Here is a 14,175-nt window from a genome sequence, read left to right on the forward strand (position 1 = left end):
CAGAATTTGCATTATTGATCGCCAATCGATCGCAAAAAGTTCCGCAGCAGTTGTTTTCCAGAAGTCGTGAGAACGCTTTCGGGGTGGAACTGTACGCCCTGAATGTGCGGATACTCACGATGCCGAACGCCCATGATCGTTTGATCCTCGACCCAGGCGGTAATCTCTAGCACTGCTGGGCAACTTGCTCGATCGATCACCAGACTATGATACCGAGTCGCGGTCATCGGATTGTCGAGTCCCTCAAATACGCCCACATTTGTATGCTTTACGGCTGAGATTTTTCCGTGCATCAATTCTGGAGCCGAAACAATATCACCGCCAAAAACCTGCCCGATGCTTTGATGTCCGAGACATACGCCTAAAATTGGGGTGGTTGTGCCTAACTGCCGAATCAACTCCATCGAAATTCCGGCATCTTCGGGTCGTCCAGGGCCAGGGGAAATGACGATCGCATCCGGTTTTAATTCTCGAACCTGGTCAAGCGTAATTTGATCGTTGCGGTACACCTGAATATCTGAGGCGATCGTGAATTCTGCACCCAATTCGCCCAAATATTGCACCAGATTGTAAGTAAAGCTGTCATAGTTATCGATCACTAAAATCATGAGAAATGCCTTGAGGTGCGCTTTCTCAGTTTCTCAGAGAATCACTTGTAGCACCAGCCAAAGTTTGGGAAACAGAATGCAGCCCGCGACGAGAACGGCTGCGATCGCTGCCACAAGAACCGCTGCCGCCGCGCAATCCTTCGCGACTTTCGCTAATTCGTGATAGGTCTGCTTCACTGTAAGATCGACCACCGATTCGATCGCCGTATTGAGCAATTCCATCGCCAAGACGAGTCCGATCGTCAAGCCGATCACCGCAAGTTCGACGACCGTTGCTTTGAGTAGAAGTCCTAACCCGATCGCGATCGACCCAAGACAAACGTGAATTCTAAAATTTCGCTGCGTTCTGAGCGCATAGCTAATGCCCATCCAGGCATAGCGAAAACTGGTCAGCAGAGTTGGAGCCACCTGCCAAGCAAGATCCCGTTCTGGCTTGACGAGCGGGACAACTTTTGAACGCTTGGGAGACTGAGTGGGAAGTTCTTGGGACATACGCAAACCAGGTGAACCACCAGTAGAGATACGATATCAGTACCCTGATGGCGCGACGATCACATCAGATTACACAACACAGTATTACAACTCTGTTAGCAAACGTAAAGCGTAACTTTGAAAAATAAACGTTCAAACGACAAACGTAAAGAGTTTCTCGATAACAGTCAACGCTTTGCTTCTAATCCCACTGCATTCAGTAGAATCTGTTGCTGATCTAACATTCGCAGCAAACTTGACTCGTCGGGATGATCCCAGCCCAACAGGTGAAGCAGTCCGTGAGCAGCAAGCCAAGCGAGTTCCGTCTCTAAGGTGTGAGGCGAGGCTTGTCGATCGGCAGTTTCTACCGAAATGACAATATCTCCTAAATAGAGCGGTTCTGCGTCTAACTCATCGAACTGCGGATAGTCTACCTCCAATGACGCGAACGCCAATACATCCGTTGGCTGATCTTTGGAGCGATAATTCTGATTGAGCGACTGAATTTCGCGATCGTCGGTCAATCGCAAGCTCAATTCATACTGCTCCTGTGGATGCAAAGGTTGTCCCTCTTGCGTCGGTTTGAGCAATTCCAGCCACTTGCGGAACCAAATTTCCCAGGTTTCTGCCTGAATGGGGAGTTCCTGATTAAAGCAATCTTGAACGCTAACTTCGATTTGCATTACCGCGTTAAGTACGAAAGAACAACTAGCGTACCGAGTAGCCCGATCGTGGTCAGCGCAAAGTGAAAGATCGATTTGCCGCGCTTGCGCACCATGTTTCGCATTGCCAATTTCACGTAGCTTGGCTTTGGTTCTTGGGGCGCTTCTGTGGTGGGAGTTTGGGGTGAATCGCTCATAATTTGACGAAATTTAGGGTAATTCCACTTTAACAAGTGAAGCGCCTCGACTGAAGTTTGGTACTCTATTAGTCATTCTTGTGCGCTCTTTTTGCCCATGTCTCGTTTGACGACTACTCTAGAAGCAATTCTCTATCTCAAAGCGCAACCGTTGACGATCGCGCAGTTGTGCGAGTTGGCGGGGTGCGATCGTCGAACCACCGAAGAAGCGCTGATGGAACTGATGTCGGAGTATGCCCATCGTGACGGTGCGTTAGAAATTGCTGAAACCGAGTCGGGTTACAGTTTGCAGCTAAGAGAGACTTATCAGAATTTGATCAATGCGCTGATCCCCGCGGATCTGGGAGTGGGAGCGCTGAGAACCTTGGCAGTTGTGGCGCTGAAAGGGCCGCTTAGCCAAACGGAACTGGTGGAGATTCGTGGCTCTGGCGTGTATCAGCATATTCCAGAACTTGTTGAAATGGGATTTGTCCGGAAGCGAAAGAATTCAGACGGGCGATCGTCGCTGGTGCAGGTGACGGATAAGTTTCATCAGTATTTTCAAATCAATCAAAATATTGGGCAGTTGATTCAGAAGAAGCCAAAACCGGAAGAACTGCCAGAAGAGCCTGTTTTAGCGGAGTCTTAGTCGTTAAGCTTCAAAGCGCTTGGCGTGAGTGCGGTCTAGAGTGCGATCGCGGTTTCCTGCTTCAAACCCGATTTTTGAACGTCAACGGCGTTTTCGTATCCAGTTCAATATTTAGATCTGTAAATTTAGACACTTTCTCCTGGAATGCAATACTTCGGGTATGAAGTATTTTCTGTGAGCAACAAACACAACGCAGAGACAGTGATTGTTCTAGCTTGGTTTCTCGCTCACGTTTCGGAATCGGCGATCGTCCCACTGCAAAGGTTTCAACCATTGATTCTGCTTGACCTTTGAGCGATCGCATTCACTCACAACATTCATTACACCCTTGATTAGGAGAAAGACACTATGCCTAGAATTCGTGTGGTCTTACAAGACGTAACCTGCTACGACACCGAAGATGTAACGGGTGCAGACGAGTTTTATCTCACCGGAGCTATTTCTGATGGAGGTAATTCTGCTGGGGTTCTCACTCGCCCGATTTCGGTCAACGATAGACAAACTAAAGCATTCGGAATCGGCGGTGGAACAATCTTTGATGCGGATGTACCCGAAAACCGAATCCTGAAAGTTGCGCTAATCGCCTTTGACGAGGATTCTAATAAAGACTGGTCGAAGCATGGTGAAGTCGTTACTAAGATTGGTCAAGCAGTTTCCTCCGGTTTAGCAACAATCCCCAATCCCTACACAGTGGCGGCGGGTGCAATCTTGCCCTTTGCTATCAGCGCGATCGGCGGGATCATGTCGCTCGACCAAGATGATGAACTCAGTCAACACTTGCGCGAGTTTCCGGTGTGGGCTATCCCGAATGGCGAATCTCTACAAATTTGGGGCTTCAAAGGAGGCGGCGGTTGGTATTCAAGCTGGAGGTATGCGGTTCGCTATCGCGTAATTCGCGGCTAAGTCATTGCAATACATCCAACTTCAAACGATTAAGAAAACGTGAGTTCGACGAAATTTCTTGCTTCGTTTTAATCGGCTTCTTGCCCCCTAAATCCCCCATTCTGGGGGACTTAGAAAACAGCAATTCTCCAAATTGAAGCGGTTTCTTAACCTTCAAAGTCCCCCACTGGTGGGGGATTTAGGGGGCAACCCAACTCTCCAATCGAAGCGAATACGGTCTGTCGAACTGACGTTAAAAAAGGCGGCGCAACCTGAAAGGTTGCGCCGCCAAACTCTAGCCTAAATGCACTAATTTGCGGTTTGAGATGCGACAGCTTGCTTGTTCTCTGTGATCTGCAACGACGCATACAGGCGATTAAGCGCATTCACGTATGCTTGTGCCGACGCGACGATGATATCGGTGTTGGCAGAATGCCCAGAGAAAATCCGATCGCCATACTTCAACCGAATCGTGACTTCGCCGATCGCGTCAATTCCGGCTGTCACCGACTGCACCGAGAATTCGATCAGTTGGTTTGGGACGTTGACGACGCGGTTAATCGCTTTGTAAACGGCATCAACTGGGCCTGTTCCGGTTGCGGCATCAGTCAGCTCTTGACCGTCAGGATTGATCAAGCGAACGGTTGCAGTCGGGCAAGTGGTGTTCCCACAAGAGACTTGAACCAGTTCCAAGCGGAAGAGGTCGGGGACTTGTTGAACTTCGTCGTTGACGATCGACTCTAGATCGCGATCAGTGACTTCTTTTTTCTTATCGGCAAGTTCTTTGAACCGGACAAAGGCTTTGTTGATTTCCTGGTCGGTTAGCTCAAATCCGAGTTCGTTCAGACGAGAGCGGAAAGCGTTACGACCAGAGTGTTTACCCAAAACTAAAAGCGTATCGGTCAGACCGATCGTTTTCGCGTCCATGATTTCGTAGGTTTGCCGATTCTTCAGCATTCCATCTTGGTGAATGCCGGATTCGTGGGCGAAAGCGTTGGCACCGACGATCGCTTTATTCGGCTGTACCAACATCCCTGTCAGATTGGACACCATGCGCGAGGTTTTGTAGATCTCTTGGGTGTTGATGTGGGTGAGCGGCGCTTCGGATTCTGCCGGACGACCGAGGTAAGGGTTAAAGTACGATCGCCGCACATGCAGCGCCATCACCAGTTCTTCAAGTGAAGCATTTCCAGCCCGTTCTCCAATGCCGTTGATCGTGCATTCGAGTTGACGCGCTCCGTTTTTCACAGCTTCGAGGAAGCAAGCGACGGCTAATCCTAAATCATTGTGACCGTGAACGGAAATGATGGCTTGATCCACGTTGGGAACGTTTTGTTTAATGCCGCGAATCATGTCGCCAAATTCGCTCGGTGTCATGTAGCCGACCGTATCGGGAATGTTGATCGTTTTAGCACCAGCGGCGATCGCGGCTTCTAGCACTTGATACAGGTATTCGGGATCAGACCGAGCCGCATCCATCGGCGAAAATTCCACATCATCGACGAAGGATTTCGCATAGGCGACCATTTCTTGAGCGATCGCCAATACTTCCGCGCGGGATTTCTTCAGTTGATATTCCAGGTGAATATCAGAAGTGGAGATAAAGGTGTGAATTCTCGGTTTTGCCGCAGGTTTGAGCGCTTCAGCCGCCGCTTTGATGTCTGCGGGAATTGCACGGGCTAAGCTACAGATCGTAGGGCCGCCTGGAGTGCCAACCGCTTGAGCGATTTTCTGTACCGCTTCAAAATCTCCAGGGCTGGCAAAAGCAAACCCCGCTTCGATAATGTCTACACCGAGTCGAGCAAGCTGACGCGCGATCGTAAGTTTTTCATCCACATGCAGGGTTGCGCCAGGGCATTGTTCGCCATCGCGCAGAGTGGTATCGAAAATCAGAATGCGATCGGAATGAGATGCGTTCATAGCTCGACTAGGTGTAGTGTATGTGTCGTCAAGAAACAATCAATTCAATTGCGCTTTCCAAACCGTTGGAACACAGCGACAAAAGAATTTCTGTCGTGATTGTAACCCTTATTGTAGTACGCTGCCTTGTCGAGTCAGAGAAGCTTAACTAATAATCGGCTTTTTCAATATAGGAACGAATATCGTTCAAATCGATATAGCGATCGGTGACATTCCGTAATTCCCGCGCAATCATCCCCTCGGTCGAGACGACTGTAATATGCGTGTTTTTCGAGCGCAATTGCTCGATCGCTCGCTCAAAATCACCGTCGCCGCTAAACAGGATCACGCGATCGTACTGCTCCACGGTATTAAACATATCGACCACAATTTCAATATCAAGATTCGCTTTTTGCGAATATCGCCCCGAAGAATCGTCGTAATATTCCTTGAGAATTTTAGTTCGCACCGTGTAGCCTAAACTGATCAAAGCATCTCGAAAGCCGCGCTGGTCTTGGGGATCTTTCAATCCGGTATACCAGTAGGCGTTGATCAATTCAACGTTTTTTTCTGCTGTGAAGTGTTCTAATACGCGCTTGGGATCAAAAAACCAGCCATTCTTTTGCTGTGCATAGAACATATTGTTTCCGTCTACAAAAATAGAAAGACGGTTCATCGAGTAATGCATAGAAGCTAAAGACCTAGAATTTGTAGAAGCAAAAATGAGAATAATTAATTTTAACAACGGAAAACTGAGAGCGGACTGAAAAATCGCAGGATCTCTTTCAGCCCTTCCATCACCTGCCATCGATCCGCTAGCAGGAACTAACTCTTTTCCGTTTAGAAATACAAGCTAGCTGTTCTTAGTCCGCTCTGCCATCGTGATGCCCCCACACAAATCCGCTCTGTTTTAAGGTGAGATAGAACCAGAGCGCAGGTGTTGACCGACGCGATCGAGCGCAATTATCGTTAAACTGTAGGGGTTTTCCTAACATTTTGAACCAGCTTTATATCGTAGTAAGAAATAGTGCTTAACATTAGTTAATTAGAGCAGTTAGAACAGTTCCTCAGCTATTAGGCGGATTTTTTAGAGAATTTATAGTTGTACTGACTCTTTTTTATAGCCGACCTGCGTGACTTGTAAGATTGCGGGATTAGAGGATTGCGATAAAACGATCGTAATGACAAAATCGTCCTGAATCGTGCTGAAGGCGCTTGATTAATCAAACACGCCCGGATCTCTCAGTCATGTCAAAAAAAGTAACTCCTTCTCTTCTTCGAGCCTTATCGCTGACACTACGTTCTGGACTATTTCGGCAAACGACTGTTAAACAACCTGAGGATCCGACCACTGAGACGATGCCGATCGAGGCGTATGACGAGTACAAACGCGATCGCGCCATTGCCGTGACGGAAACTGCTGGGAACAAGCGCGACCCTCAATTTGGGCAATGGGGGCATGGGCTAATGCTGGGCTGTGCGATCGTCGCGGGATTAATCACCGCAACTCAGCCGAAATTTGCCCAGTCTTGGGAGCGTCAGACCCAAAGCGCGATGTTTAAAGTTCGGGGAGCGGTGGCCACTCCGGATAATATTGTGATTTTGGCGATCGACGATGAGACGCTGCTGCAATTGTCGGGATCGAGTCGGTTGTTGCGTCGGAGTGCGTATGCACGGGCGATCGATCGCGTGATGAAGGCAGGAGCGAAAACAGTCGGTGTCAATTTACTGCTGGATTTACCGAGTTTTAGTCAGACTGAAACTTCTACCGATTGCAGCGATCCCAAGCAGCAAATTGCCGAGGACGATCGCGCTTTACAGCAAGTTTTACAGCGCTACGATGGGCGGGTTACGTTATCGGTAAACAGCGATCGGCTTGATAACCGTCAGGGTGAGCAAATGCGGCTGGCGTTACCCTTTTGCCCCTTCCGAACGCCGAACGCTTCCTACGGATTTATTGAATATCGTACAGAGCCAAACGAGAAGATTCATCGGTTGGGCAGTGAAGCGGTCGAGTATGAGCGATCGTCGCCTGAAATAGCAGCTTTGTTTGATGAGGAAAGGATTATTTCATTTGCAGACGCGACCTTGCGATCGGCAAAGCTTCAACCTGCGCCCCCAAAGGGCAACACGATCTTTTTTTACGGGGGAGATGGAACCTTTAGTAGAACAACAATTCCGTTTTGGACTGTGTTGTCTGAGGAGAATTGGAACAGCGATTTTCTTAGACGAGGCGAGATCTTTAAAGACAAGATTGTTTTAATCGGTTCGACGGCTTCTAATGTTAGTGGTGAGGAAAATACGCCTGTGGGCAGGATGCCCGCCGTTGAAATTCACGCCAACGCGATCGCCACGCTGCTTGAAAATAAGTCGATTCGCGATGCGTTGCCGAATTCAGTCATTGCAGGAGCGGCGATCGCCGGATTGGTTCTGATTGCTGGATTGATTCAAACCCAAGCCAAACACCCTACAGCAAGATTGGGGTGGGCAGGTGCGATCGCGTTCTTTTGGGCAGGGGTGGGATATGCAGCGTTTACGCAAGGATTGATGATTCTGCCGATCGCGGTTCCAGTCGGAGCCATTCTATTGACGGGTGTTTCGTACTTGGGAACAGGACTCGCGCATGACTATCGCAGCAAGCGCCAATTTCGCAAGACGCTAAAGCAGTTTGCAAGAACACCGATGGTGCAGGAGATTATTCGCGATCATGATGAGTATAAAGACTTGCTCCAAGAACACGAGCAGGAAATTATTGGTAAAAAACTGAGTGGACGCTACAAAATTACGCGAATCATCGGTTCAGGCGGTTTTGGTCAAACTTATCTAGCCGAGGATACCCAGCGCCCCGGAAATCCGGCTTGTGTTGTGAAACATCTGCGACCGACAAGCAACAATCCGAGGCATTTACCCTTAGCCCGTCGCTTGTTCAAATCCGAAGCTGACAGCCTAGAACGTTTAGGAAAGCATGATCAGATTCCTCAACTGCTGGCAAATTTTGAAGAAGACGGAGAGTTTTATCTGATTCAAGAGTTCATCGAGGGGACACTCTTGAGCGAGGATCTACCGATCGGGCGACATTTACCGGAAGCACGGCTCGTCGAACTGATGCAAGATCTAATCGAGATTCTCAAGTTTGTGCATGATCACAAAGTGATTCACCGCGACATCAAGCCAAGCAATCTGATTGTGCGATCGAGTGATCAGCAATTAGTCTTAATTGATTTCGGTGCGGTGAAAGAACTGCATCATCAACTCACCGAAAGCGCGATCGCCACTGCGACGATCGGCATTGGAACGCAGGGTTATATGCCTCCGGAACAATGTGCAGGAAACCCACGCTTTAATAGCGATCTCTATGCAGTGGGAATGATTGGAATTCAAGCGCTGACAGGATTACCGCCGAGCCACCTCAAAGAAGATCCAGAGACCGGTGAAATTATTTGGCGTGATCGAGCGATCGTCAGCGGTTCGCTGGCTGCCATTCTCACTAAGTTAGTCCATCGTGATTTTCGGCACCGCTATCAATCGGCAGAAGCGGTGCTTGAAGATTTGAGTCAATTAACCAATCTAACAACCTTGTCGCTGCCGCCGGAATTTTTTGCCGCCATAGAGATTGAGGTTGAGGACGATATCACAACAACGCGCCCTTGGCCTCAGACCTTTGGAGAAGAGGAACTACCGCCAACAGAGCCACCCCCAGAGCATAAGTAGAAGGATCGGACTTCAGCCTTCTAGAGCGAGAAGTTAATCACATTTTGAGTCGTCTGCTCCAGAAACCCTTGATCCGTCTGAACCTGATACGTCTGGATCGACGATCGTACCGGAGCAAGAATCTCGCCACCCGCATTCTGAACACCCTGAGGAACGAACACCAACTGAGGTAAGGAATCAGTACCACCGCCCCCAATTCTTCGCGGCAATTGTGCGGTCAAAGCGTAGCCAATTTCCAGCGATCGCGGTAAGCCATTCCCGGCAGTTTGAGCGATCGTCACGCCAGCTCCCTGAGTAAAAGACGAAGTATATTGCGGCGGTCTTTGAATCACAAGCAATTGAGGCGGCGCTTGATAAGGAGCAATCACCTGAGTTGCAGTAGAGTTGCCAACCTGCGAGGATGTGAGAGACGACTGAGGAATTGCAAAACTGGGTAAACTGCTGACGGCAATTAAAGTTGAAGCGAGAACGGTCGATCGAACCCAATCAAAACCAAAGTGTAGAGAGTGCATGATAGAGCTTCCAATGTTGAAAGGACGGTTGCAGAGCAAAACCGAACAATTTTTCTCACTCCACAAGCAAGCTTTAGCCGAATTATAGATTTAGGATTCTGGTATCAAATCAACCAACGGTTTTATTTAACGTATGAAAGCATTCGTCACAGGCAGTACAGGCTTTGTCGGAGCAAACCTCGTTCGGCTGATGCTCGAAGAAGGGTTTGAAGTGCGATCGCTGGTACGCCTTAATAGCCGATTGGACAATCTTAAAGGCTTAGAAGTTGAGATCGTGCAGGGTGATCTCCTGGATGAGAATCTGAGCGAATTGATGCGAGGTTGTCAAGTGCTGTTTCATGTTGCCGCGCACTACTCCTTGTGGCAACGCGATCGAGCAATTCTTTACCAAAGCAATGTGCTGGGAACGCGGAATGTGTTAGCGGCAGCGAGAACCGCAGGCATTGAGAGATCGGTCTACACCAGTTCAGTGGCAGCGATCGGCGTTGATCCCAGCGGTCAGCCGACGCCCGAACAATATCAATCTCCGGTGGAAAAGCTGATCGGTCACTACAAACAATCGAAATACTGGGCAGAACAAGAAGCGATCAAAGCGGTACAGTCCGGTCAAGATGTGGTGATTGTTAATCCCAGTACGCCGATCGGTGCGTATGACATCAAGCCTACGCCAACCGGGGATATTGTGCTGCGGTTTTTACAGCGTCGAATGCCTTCTTATGTTGAAACAGGCTTGAACCTTGTGCATGTGCGCGATGTCGCTTGGGGGCATTTGCTCGCACTCCAAAAAGGCAAAACAGGCGATCGTTATATTTTAGGCAATCAGAATCTCAGCCTGAAGCAAATGTTAGAGGAACTCAGTCAAATCACAGGGTTAAGCGCTCCAGCGCGATCAGTGCCCCTATGGTTGCCGCTGACCGTTGCGTGGATTGATGAAGCGGTGTTGACAAAATTTGGCAAAGCGCCATCCATCCCGATCGACGGCGTGAGAATGTCCAAACAACCGATGTATTACAACCCAGAAAAAGCCATCCGGGAATTGGGACTGCCCCAAACGCCAATTCGCGCCGCTTTAAAAGATGCCGTACACTGGTTTCAATACATCCATCAGGATACATGAGGAGATAGCGATGGGAGTTCCCCTACAGCAAGTCGTCGGAGTGGGTTCTTATTTAGTCAAACAGCGCCTAATGGGTCGCAAGCGCTTTCCATTGGTGTTGATGCTTGAACCGCTTTTTCGCTGCAATCTCGCGTGTACGGGCTGCGGTAAAATCCAGCATCCCGTCGAAGTGCTGAAGCAAAATTTAACTCCTGAACAATGTTTTGCAGCCGCTGAAGAGTGTGGCGCTCCTGTGGTGTCGATTCCAGGCGGTGAACCATTGCTGCACCCGCAGATTGCAGAAATCGTTCAGGGATTGGTCGATCGCAAGAAATTTATCTATCTCTGCACCAATGGACTGTTGCTAGAGAAAAGCCTTGATAAGTTCAAGCCTTCGCCTTATTTCACATTTATGGTGCATTTAGACGGAATGCGCGAGTTGCATGATCAGTGTGTCGATCGTAAAGGGGTGTTCGATACTGCTGTGAAAGCCATTAAAGCAGCAAAGGCAAGAGGCTTCCAAGTTAACACCAACACGACGATTTTCGACGGTGCTAATCCCAAAGAGATGCACGAATTCTTCGATTTTCTGACTGAGCTTGGTGTGGATGGAATGCAACTTTCTCCGGGATATTCTTACGAATGGGCACCGGATCAGGATCATTTCCTCAAGCGCGAACAGACGAAAGCATTGTTCCGCCAGATTCTGGCACCGCTGAAGTTGGGTAAGAAGTGGAACTTTAGCCATAATCCATTGTTTCTTGATTTTCTCATTGGTGAGAAAGACTATGAGTGTACGCCTTGGGGCAGTCCGAGCTATAGCGTTTTGGGCTGGCAAAAGCCTTGTTATTTGTTGAACGAAGGACATTACAAGACTTTCCAAGAGCTACTGGATCACACCGATTGGAGCCAATACGGGCGTAAGAGTGGAAATCCAAAGTGTGCGGATTGCATGGTGCATTGTGGATATGAGCCGACTGCGGCGATGGATGCGATGCAGCCTCAGAATATTGGACGGGCAGTGACTTCGGTGTTGGGCGGATAGTGAACTTCGTTCTACGATGATCAGCTTTGAAGACGCGATTAGAAGCTTCGCTGCACCTACGGTGTTCGCGTCTTTAAAGCTGATCTGCTCGTGATTGAAACATCAGATAGATTCAGTTAAGCGATCGCCCCACACACCTGACGCATCGTACTTAGAAGCTCTTCAGCCGTATAAGGCTTTTGCAAGAATCGATCCGCCTCTTTCGTTGCCGCCGTTTGTGATCGCGAAACAATGCCACTGATTGCAATCACTTTAACCTGTGAGTTAATTTCATACAGTCGATCGATTGTGGTTGCACCATCCATCACCGGCATCATCATATCCACCAGCACGACCTGGATATCCTTTTGATGCTGATGATAGAGAGCGATCGCTTCGCTACCGTTAGCTGCGGTTAACACTTGATAATGATACGCCTCTAACAAAGCCTTGCTGCTTTCTCGAATTGCCGCTTCATCATCCACAATCAGCACCAACTCTTCATGTCCGGACAAAATTTCTGCGGCTTGGGGTTCCTGAACATTCATTGCCATCACTGCGGGCAAAAATAGATCGAACTGCGTTCCCTGCCCTACCTTACTGTTGACGCTCACAAACCCACCGTGACCTTGGATAATTCCTAGCACCGTTGAAAGACCAAGACCTGTTCCTTTACCAATCTCTTTGGTCGTAAAAAACGGCTCAAAGATGCGATCGACGACCTCCGGAGGAATGCCTGTTCCGGTGTCGGCAACCGTGAGTTTTACAAACGAACCCACTCGCGCATCCAGATTTGCTTGGGCATACGCTTGATCAACTAATTGATTTTCAGCCGAAATGGTTAGTGTTCCGCCGTCTGGCATCGCATCACGGGCATTCACACAGAGGTTCATAAGCACCTGATGAAGCTGGGTTGCGTTACCCCCGATCGACCATAAGCTCCCGGCGATTTTGGTTTCGATCGTGATCGACTTTGGAAAGGTTTCCTGGGCAATCTGCTGTGTTTCAAGAATCAAAGGTTCTAATTGCAGTACAGCTTGTTCGCCCTCAACTCCGCGGGCAAACAATAGAACCTGCTTCACTAAAGCGGCTCCACGCTTCGCGTTCGTCTCCAACATCTTTAACAATCGCTGATTACGTTCATCCAGATGCGGAAACTTAAACTGTAACAATTGTGCGGTTGCTAGGATCGGTGTGAGAATGTTGTTGAGGTCATGCGCTAGACCGCTCGCTAAAGTTCCAATGCTTTCCATGCGCTGAACTCGCAAAAACTGCGCCTCTAGCTTCTTCTTCTCGGTGACATCGGTACTTACGACTAAGATTGATTTTGGCTGATCATCATCGCCGCGCACCAGCGACCAACGGCTCTCGACGGTGACAGTTTTGCCGCTCTTAGTGGTACGTTGCAGCTCGCCTGACCATTCTCCCTGCTCAAAGAGGATGCTCTGAGCCGCTTCAGGGGCAAACTCGGAGTTGGGAGAAAGCGATTCATAAGGGCGACCAACAATTTCCGCCGCACACCAGCCGTAGAGCCGCTCTGCACCCTTATTCCAGAATAAGATCCGTCCGTCTAAATCCTGAACTAAAATCGCATCGGTGGCAATATCCAGCAGTGCTGCTTGCTCTCGAATCTTTTGTTCGGCGCGTTTACGCTCGATCGCATATCGAATTGATCGCACCAGCACATCGCCCGTGACTTGATCTTTTACTAGATAATCCTGTGCGCCACTTTGCACCGCATGGCTCGCCAGAGTCTCATCATTCAACCCCGTGATCACTACAATCGGAGTGTTGCGATCGCGCTGATGCAATTGAATAAACGTCTCTAGTCCTTGGGCATCCGGTAAAGACAGATCGAGCAAAATGACATCAAAGCTCTGTGCCTGAAGCTGTTGTAAGCCCTGGCTTAATCGCTCAACCTGAATCAACTCAAATCGGGCTGAGCGCACCTCAACCAACAGCTCCTGCAATAACCGAGCATCGCCAGGATTGTCTTCGATCAGCAACACTTTAATCAAAGGGATATCTATCATTTTTATTCTGGTGGAAGTTTCACAGTGGTTAGCCAGAATGCCTCTATCGATCGAACCACTCTTATGAATTGTTCGAGGTCGATTGGTTTTGTAATGTAACAATTGGCGTGAAAGTCATAAGCGCGGAGAATATCGTCCTCAGATTGAGAAGTGGTTAAGACAACAACTGGTATCCGTCTAAAGTCAGAACTCAGCTTTATTTCTTCTAGCACTTCTCGCCCGGATTTGCGCGGCAAATTTAAATCTAGCAAAATCAAATCTGGGCGAGGCACCCGGGCGAATCCTCCTTGGTGGTGCAAGAAGTCGATCGCTTGCACCCCATCTTCAACCACGCTTAAACGGCTGAAGATTTTTCCTTCTTTCAAAACTTCTTCGGTGAGCCTGACATCGCCAGGGTTGTCTTCAATGAGCAAAATCTCGATTTGTCGATTAAGGGAACTATTCAAGGCGGG

At 48.8% G+C, this 14,175-nt stretch carries 14 protein-coding genes; 5 read left to right on the top strand and 9 right to left on the bottom strand.

What is annotated here, in order from left to right:
- Nucleotides 1-11: 11 nt before the first annotated feature.
- From NC980_RS02955 to NC980_RS02970, 4 genes are all read right to left on the bottom strand, one after another.
- Nucleotides 12-608 (bottom strand): aminodeoxychorismate/anthranilate synthase component II, encoded by a 597-nt coding sequence (locus tag NC980_RS02955; RefSeq protein WP_190379637.1) that lies wholly within the window; start codon nucleotides 606-608, stop codon nucleotides 12-14.
- Nucleotides 609-641: 33 nt separating this feature from the next.
- Nucleotides 642-1,100, bottom strand: coding sequence for a diacylglycerol kinase family protein (locus NC980_RS02960; protein WP_190379638.1), 459 nt, complete (start codon nucleotides 1,098-1,100; stop codon nucleotides 642-644).
- Between the two features lie 167 nt (nucleotides 1,101-1,267).
- Nucleotides 1,268-1,762: an rRNA maturation RNase YbeY gene (gene ybeY, locus NC980_RS02965; protein ID WP_190379639.1), complete on the bottom strand. Its 495-nt coding sequence runs from the start codon at nucleotides 1,760-1,762 to the stop codon at nucleotides 1,268-1,270.
- Nucleotides 1,762-1,938 carry a DUF3285 domain-containing protein gene (locus NC980_RS02970; RefSeq protein WP_190379640.1) on the bottom strand — a complete coding sequence of 59 codons (177 nt, stop codon included), beginning with the start codon at nucleotides 1,936-1,938 and terminating at the stop codon, nucleotides 1,762-1,764. The genes ybeY and NC980_RS02970 overlap by 1 nt, the downstream gene beginning before the upstream one ends.
- Before the next feature lie 97 nt (nucleotides 1,939-2,035).
- Between NC980_RS02970 and scpB the strand changes: the two genes are divergently transcribed.
- Together scpB and NC980_RS02980 are read left to right on the top strand one after the other, a co-directional pair.
- Nucleotides 2,036-2,566 (top strand): SMC-Scp complex subunit ScpB, encoded by a 531-nt coding sequence (gene scpB / locus NC980_RS02975; protein WP_190379641.1) that lies wholly within the window; start codon nucleotides 2,036-2,038, stop codon nucleotides 2,564-2,566.
- Between the two features lie 348 nt (nucleotides 2,567-2,914).
- Nucleotides 2,915-3,469, top strand: a complete 555-nt coding sequence (locus NC980_RS02980) for a hypothetical protein (protein ID WP_190379642.1) — start codon at nucleotides 2,915-2,917, stop codon at nucleotides 3,467-3,469.
- 288 nt (nucleotides 3,470-3,757) lie between these two features.
- Here the strand turns inward: NC980_RS02980 and NC980_RS02985 are convergent, their stop codons facing one another.
- On the bottom strand, nucleotides 3,758-5,368 hold the full coding sequence (locus NC980_RS02985) for a 2-isopropylmalate synthase (RefSeq protein WP_190379643.1): 1,611 nt from the start codon (nucleotides 5,366-5,368) through the stop codon (nucleotides 3,758-3,760).
- A 148-nt stretch (nucleotides 5,369-5,516) separates the two neighbouring features.
- Entirely contained in the window at nucleotides 5,517-6,035 is a 519-nt protein-coding gene (locus tag NC980_RS02990; RefSeq protein WP_190379644.1) for an NYN domain-containing protein, read from the bottom strand.
- 560 nt (nucleotides 6,036-6,595) lie between these two features.
- On the opposite strand from NC980_RS02990, the gene NC980_RS02995 reads away from it, so the two are divergent.
- Nucleotides 6,596-9,058 carry a CHASE2 domain-containing protein gene (locus tag NC980_RS02995; protein WP_190379645.1) on the top strand — a complete coding sequence of 821 codons (2,463 nt, stop codon included), beginning with the start codon at nucleotides 6,596-6,598 and terminating at the stop codon, nucleotides 9,056-9,058.
- A gap of 20 nt (nucleotides 9,059-9,078) precedes the next feature.
- Here NC980_RS02995 and NC980_RS03000 read toward each other — a convergent pair whose 3' ends face one another.
- Nucleotides 9,079-9,570 carry a hypothetical protein gene (locus NC980_RS03000; protein WP_190379646.1) on the bottom strand — a complete coding sequence of 164 codons (492 nt, stop codon included), beginning with the start codon at nucleotides 9,568-9,570 and terminating at the stop codon, nucleotides 9,079-9,081.
- A gap of 133 nt (nucleotides 9,571-9,703) precedes the next feature.
- Here NC980_RS03000 and hpnA point away from each other — a divergent pair, with 133 nt between their 5' ends.
- A complete protein-coding gene (gene hpnA, locus NC980_RS03005; RefSeq protein WP_190379647.1) occupies nucleotides 9,704-10,687 on the top strand; it encodes a hopanoid-associated sugar epimerase in 984 nt (327 codons plus the stop codon).
- A 10-nt stretch (nucleotides 10,688-10,697) separates the two neighbouring features.
- Nucleotides 10,698-11,711: an adenosyl-hopene transferase HpnH gene (gene hpnH / locus NC980_RS03010; protein WP_190379648.1), complete on the top strand. Its 1,014-nt coding sequence runs from the start codon at nucleotides 10,698-10,700 to the stop codon at nucleotides 11,709-11,711.
- A 116-nt stretch (nucleotides 11,712-11,827) separates the two neighbouring features.
- On the opposite strand, the gene NC980_RS03015 is transcribed toward hpnH, so the two are convergent.
- On the bottom strand, nucleotides 11,828-13,723 hold the full coding sequence (locus tag NC980_RS03015; protein ID WP_190379649.1) for a response regulator: 1,896 nt from the start codon (nucleotides 13,721-13,723) through the stop codon (nucleotides 11,828-11,830).
- Between the two features lie 2 nt (nucleotides 13,724-13,725).
- Entirely contained in the window at nucleotides 13,726-14,169 is a 444-nt protein-coding gene (locus NC980_RS03020; RefSeq protein WP_190379650.1) for a response regulator, read from the bottom strand.
- Nucleotides 14,170-14,175 lie beyond the last annotated feature (6 nt).

The sequence above is a fragment of the Leptolyngbya sp. AS-A5 genome, from assembly GCF_039962495.1.
Taxonomy (GTDB): domain Bacteria; phylum Cyanobacteriota; class Cyanobacteriia; order Leptolyngbyales; family Leptolyngbyaceae; genus Leptolyngbya.

Coding starts and splice junctions, on each gene's coding strand:
- hpnA (WP_190379647.1), top strand. CDS start 9,704: ATGAAAGCATTCGTCACAGGCAGTACAGGCTTTGTCGGAGCAAACCTC.
- NC980_RS03015 (WP_190379649.1), bottom strand. CDS start 13,723: ATGATAGATATCCCTTTGATTAAAGTGTTGCTGATCGAAGACAATCCT.
- NC980_RS03000 (WP_190379646.1), bottom strand. CDS start 9,570: ATGCACTCTCTACACTTTGGTTTTGATTGGGTTCGATCGACCGTTCTC.
- NC980_RS02995 (WP_190379645.1), top strand. CDS start 6,596: ATGTCAAAAAAAGTAACTCCTTCTCTTCTTCGAGCCTTATCGCTGACA.
- hpnH (WP_190379648.1), top strand. CDS start 10,698: ATGGGAGTTCCCCTACAGCAAGTCGTCGGAGTGGGTTCTTATTTAGTC.
- NC980_RS02960 (WP_190379638.1), bottom strand. CDS start 1,100: ATGTCCCAAGAACTTCCCACTCAGTCTCCCAAGCGTTCAAAAGTTGTC.
- NC980_RS02970 (WP_190379640.1), bottom strand. CDS start 1,938: ATGAGCGATTCACCCCAAACTCCCACCACAGAAGCGCCCCAAGAACCA.
- ybeY (WP_190379639.1), bottom strand. CDS start 1,762: ATGCAAATCGAAGTTAGCGTTCAAGATTGCTTTAATCAGGAACTCCCC.
- NC980_RS02980 (WP_190379642.1), top strand. CDS start 2,915: ATGCCTAGAATTCGTGTGGTCTTACAAGACGTAACCTGCTACGACACC.
- NC980_RS02955 (WP_190379637.1), bottom strand. CDS start 608: ATGATTTTAGTGATCGATAACTATGACAGCTTTACTTACAATCTGGTG.
- scpB (WP_190379641.1), top strand. CDS start 2,036: ATGTCTCGTTTGACGACTACTCTAGAAGCAATTCTCTATCTCAAAGCG.
- NC980_RS02985 (WP_190379643.1), bottom strand. CDS start 5,368: ATGAACGCATCTCATTCCGATCGCATTCTGATTTTCGATACCACTCTG.
- NC980_RS02990 (WP_190379644.1), bottom strand. CDS start 6,035: ATGCATTACTCGATGAACCGTCTTTCTATTTTTGTAGACGGAAACAAT.